The sequence below is a fragment of the Plantactinospora sonchi genome, assembly GCF_036422035.1.
GTDB lineage: Bacteria > Actinomycetota > Actinomycetes > Mycobacteriales > Micromonosporaceae > Plantactinospora > Plantactinospora sonchi.
The window spans coordinates 1-3,103 of sequence record NZ_JAZGQK010000053.1 but is presented as its reverse complement, the minus strand read 5'-3'; the positions used below and the strand labels follow the sequence as shown (position 1 = coordinate 3,103).

General features: G+C 67.4%; 1 protein-coding gene and 1 pseudogene. Both read left to right on the top strand.

Going from position 1 to position 3,103, the window contains the following annotated elements:
- Positions 1–12: 12 nt before the first annotated feature.
- Positions 13–330, top strand: a pseudogene (locus V1633_RS37130) (phosphopantetheine-binding protein); the annotation flags it as partial.
- A gap of 54 nt (positions 331–384) precedes the next feature.
- On the top strand, positions 385–3,103 hold a 2,719-nt coding region (locus V1633_RS36840), incomplete at its 3' end, for a non-ribosomal peptide synthetase (protein WP_331218822.1).

Here is a 3,103-nt window from a genome sequence, read left to right as displayed (position 1 = left end):
CTGCCCGAGTACATGGTCCCGTCGGCGTTCGTCGTGCTGGACCGGTTCCCGCTGACGGTGAACGGCAAGTTGGACAAGCGGGCGCTGCCGGCGCCGGACCAGGACGCCCTGCCGACCGGCGAGGTCTACGTGGCGCCGCGTGACGAGGTGGAGGAGCGGGTCGCGGCGATCTGGCGGGAGGTGCTCGGGGTCGAGCGGGTCGGGGTGCACGACAGCTTCTTCGACCTCGGCGGCCACTCGATCCGGGCCGTCGCCCTGGTCGGCGCCCTGCGCGAGGCCGGCTACGACGCGACCGTCCGGGACGTCTTCGCGTACCGGTCGGTCGGCGAGCTGACCGAGGTGCTCGTCGGGCGGGACGCCCCGGCCGCACGGGCGGAGACCCGGGTGGCCCCGTTCGAGCTGATCTCCGCCACCGACCGGGCGAAGCTGCCGACGGACGCCGTCGACGCGTACCCGCTCTCCCGGGTCCAGGCCGGCATGGTCGTGGAGATGCTGGCCGACAGCGAGACCCACGCGTACCACAACGTGACCTCGTTCCGGATCCGCGACGAACGGCCCTTCTCCGCCGCCGAACTGCGTCAGGCGATCGAGGCGACCGTCGCCCGGCACGAGGTGCTGCGGACCTCCATCGACCTGGCGACGTACGCGGTGCCGATGCAGGTGGTGCACGCGGCGGCCGAGATGCCGTTCGGCGTACGGGAGCTGCGCGGGCTGGACGAGGTGGCGGTGGAGGCGGCCCTTCGCGAGTTCACCGCGCGGGAGCGGGCCCTCCTCTTCGACCTCGGTCGGGCCCCGCTGCTGCGGCTGTACGCGCACGTGGTCGACGACAAGACCTGGTGGCTGACGGTCACCGAGTGCCACCCGATCATCGAGGGCTGGAGCCACCACTCGCTGCTGATGGAGCTGCTCGACACGTACCGGGCGTTGCGGCAGGGGCGCCGGCCGGCGCCGGTCGAGCTGCCCGACCTGCGCTACGCCGACTTCATCGCCGCCGAGCTGCGCTCGCTCGCCTCGACCGAGGACCGGGACTTCTGGCGCGGCATGGTGGCCGGCCGGGCGAAGTTCACCTTGCCCGAGGGGTGGGGAGCCGAGCCGGGCGGCCCGCGGGCCGTGCACCACACCGCCGTGCCGTTCCACGATCTGGAGGACAACCTCCGTGCGCTCGCCAGTGCGGCGCGGGCCTCGCTGAAGAGCGTGCTGCTCGCCGCCCACCTCAAGGTGCTCAGCCAGCTCACCGACGCGGAGGGCTTCTTCAGCGGGGTGGTGCTGCACGGCCGGCCCGAGGTCACCGGCGCGGACCGGGTCTACGGCATGTACCTGAACACCCTGCCGATCGGCTTCGACCGGGGCGCCCGTACCTGGCGCCGCCTGGTCGCCGACGTGTTCGCCCGGGAGACCGAGATGTGGCGGCACCGGCAGTACCCGATGCCGGCGATCCAGCAGGACCTCGGCGACGGCGACCGGCTGCTCGACACCATGTTCATCTACCTCGACTTCGACCAGGTCGACCGGGAACTCGTCGACTACCTGGCCAGCATCGACGACAGCCCGACCGAGTTCCCGCTCGCGGTGTCGGTCCGGGTGGGACACGTCGGCCTCGCGGTGGACACCCGGGTGATCAGCCCCGAGCACGCCGAGCGGCTGGCCGCGATGTACCGGGCGGTGCTGGCGGCGATGGCCGCCGACGTCGACGGCGACGCCGTGGCCACCTGCCTGCCCCCGGAGGAGCGGGCCCTGGTGCTGGCCCCGGCCGTCGCGCCGGGCGAACCGGTGACGGCGCGGGTGCATGAGTTGTTTGAGGCGCAGGTGGTGCGGTCGCCGGGTGCGGTGGCGGTGGTGTGTGGTGGTGTGGAGTTGTCGTATGGGGAGGTGAATGAGCGGGCGAATCGGGTTGCTCATTGGTTGCGTGGTGTGGGTGTGGGGCCGGAGTCTGTGGTGGGGGTGTGTTTGGAGCGTGGTGTTGATCTGGTTCCGGTGTTGTTGGGTGTGTTGAAGTCGGGGGCGGGTTATTTGCCGTTGGATCCGGCGCAGCCTGTGGAGCGTTTGGGTTTCATGGTGGCTGATGCGTCGGTGTCGGTGGTGGTGACGTCGTCGTTGTTGGTGTCGGTGTTGGGTTCGGTGTGGTCGGGTCCGTCGTTGGTGGTGGATCGGGATGTGTCGGTGTTGGCTGGGTTGCCGGTGTCGAATCCGGTGGTTGCGGGTGGGTCTGGTGATTTGATTTATGTGATTTATACGTCTGGTTCGACGGGTCGGCCGAAGGGTGTGTGTCTGTCGCACGCGAATGTGGTGCGGTTGTTGTCGGTGGCGGACAGGTATTACGGGTTTTCGGCTGATGATGTGTGGCCGTTGTTTCATTCGTATGCGTTTGATGTGTCGGTGTGGGAGTTGTGGGGTGCGTTGTTGCATGGGGGCCGGTTGGTGGTGGTGCCGGGTTCGGTGGCGCGTTCTCCTGATGAGTTTGTTGATTTGTTGGTTGAGCATCGGGTGACGGTGTTGAATCAGACGCCGTCGGCGTTTCGGTCGTTGGTGGGGTTGGCGGCTGATGGTGATCGGCGTTTGGATGGGTTGTGTCTGCGGGTGGTGGTGTTTGCGGGTGAGCGGTTGGAGGTTGGTGAGCTGGTTCCGTGGGTGGAGCGGTTCGGGCTTGGTCGGCCTCGTTTGGTGAATATGTATGGGATTACTGAGACGACGGTTCATTCGACGTTTTACGAGTTGTCGGCGGAGGATTTTGTTTCTGGTGCGCCGAATCGTGTGGGTGTGCCGTTGGATGATTTGGCTGTTTATTTGTTGGATGGTTGGGGGCATCCGGTGCCGGTGGGGGTTCCGGGTGAGATTTTTGTTGGTGGTGCGGGGGTTGCTCGGGGTTATTTGAATCGTGCGGGGTTGACGGCGGAGCGGTTTGTGCCGGATCCGTTTGGTGGTTCGGGTCGGTTGTATCGGTCGGGGGATGTGGCGCGGTGGCGGGCTGATGGTGGGTTGGAGTTTTTGGGTCGTGCTGATGATCAGGTGAAGATTCGTGGTTATCGGGTGGAGTTGGGGGAGATCGGGGCGGTGTTGGCGGGGCATCCGGGGGTCCGGGACGCCGTCGTCATCCTCCGCGACG